Annotated in this window: 2 protein-coding genes; both read left to right on the forward strand. The window is 72.3% G+C overall.

Going from position 1 to position 966, the window contains the following annotated elements; translation table 11 throughout:
• On the forward strand, positions 1-636 hold a 636-nt coding region (locus tag C1I93_RS30710), incomplete at its 5' end, for a chorismate-binding protein (protein ID WP_181445396.1).
• Positions 633-966, forward strand: a 334-nt coding sequence (locus tag C1I93_RS30715; protein WP_111246713.1) for a peptide deformylase, incomplete at its 3' end; no start/stop codon positions are given. The genes C1I93_RS30710 and C1I93_RS30715, both read left to right, overlap by 4 nt.

A 966-nucleotide genomic window follows, 5' to 3' on the forward strand; every position in this document is an offset into this window, starting at 1 on the left:
GTCCTGACCGGCCCCGGCTGGGCCATCGGCTGCGCCAGCCCGGAAACCCTCATCGAACTACGCCACGGCACCCTCACCACCCGCCCCATCAAAGGCACCCGCCCGGCCACCGCCGCCGGCCGCACCGAACTGCTCACCTCGGCCAAGGAACGCGCCGAACACATCATGATCGTCGACCTGGAACGCAACGACCTGGCCCGCGTCGCCGCCACCGGCACCGTCCAAGTCGACGACCTGTTCGCCGTACGCCGCTGGTGCGACCTGTGGCAGGCCGAGTCCACCGTCCGAGCCCAGGTCGCCGACGGCCTCGGCCTGGCCGACCTGCTGCGCGCCGTCTGCCCCGGCGGATCCGTCACCGGCGCACCCAAACTCGCCGCCCTGCACCACATCGCCGCCCTCGAACCCGTCGGCCGCGGCGCCAGCATGGGCGCCCTCGGCTGGGTCGGCACCGACCACATCGACCTCGGACTGACCATCCGCACCGCCGCCGCCGACCACACCGGCCTGCACGTGTGGGCCGGCGGCGGCATCACCTGGGACAGCGACCCCGACGCCGAAGTCGCCGAGGCCGCCGCCAAAACCGCCCCGGTGCGGGCCGCCCTACACGCCACCCAACCGATAGCCTTGCCGACATGACCATGCGTGACATCCGAATCATCGGCGACCCCGTGCTACGCACCCCCAGCGAGCCGATCACCACCTTCGACGCCGAACTGCGCACCCTGGTCACCGACCTGATGGACACCCTGCTCGGCGCGCCCGGCCGCGCCGGCGTCGCCGCACCCCAGATCGGCGTCAGCGCCCAGGTCTTCGTCTACGACGCCGACGGCCACCGCGGCCACATGATCAACCCCACCCTGGAACTGTCCACCGAACTCCAGGACGACGACGAAGGCTGCCTGTCCATCCCCGGCCTGTACTTCCCGACCCCCCGCGCCCTGCACGCCACCGCCCACGGCTTCGACC

The organism is Micromonospora endophytica (assembly GCF_003236305.1).
Taxonomy (GTDB): domain Bacteria; phylum Actinomycetota; class Actinomycetes; order Mycobacteriales; family Micromonosporaceae; genus Micromonospora; species Micromonospora endophytica.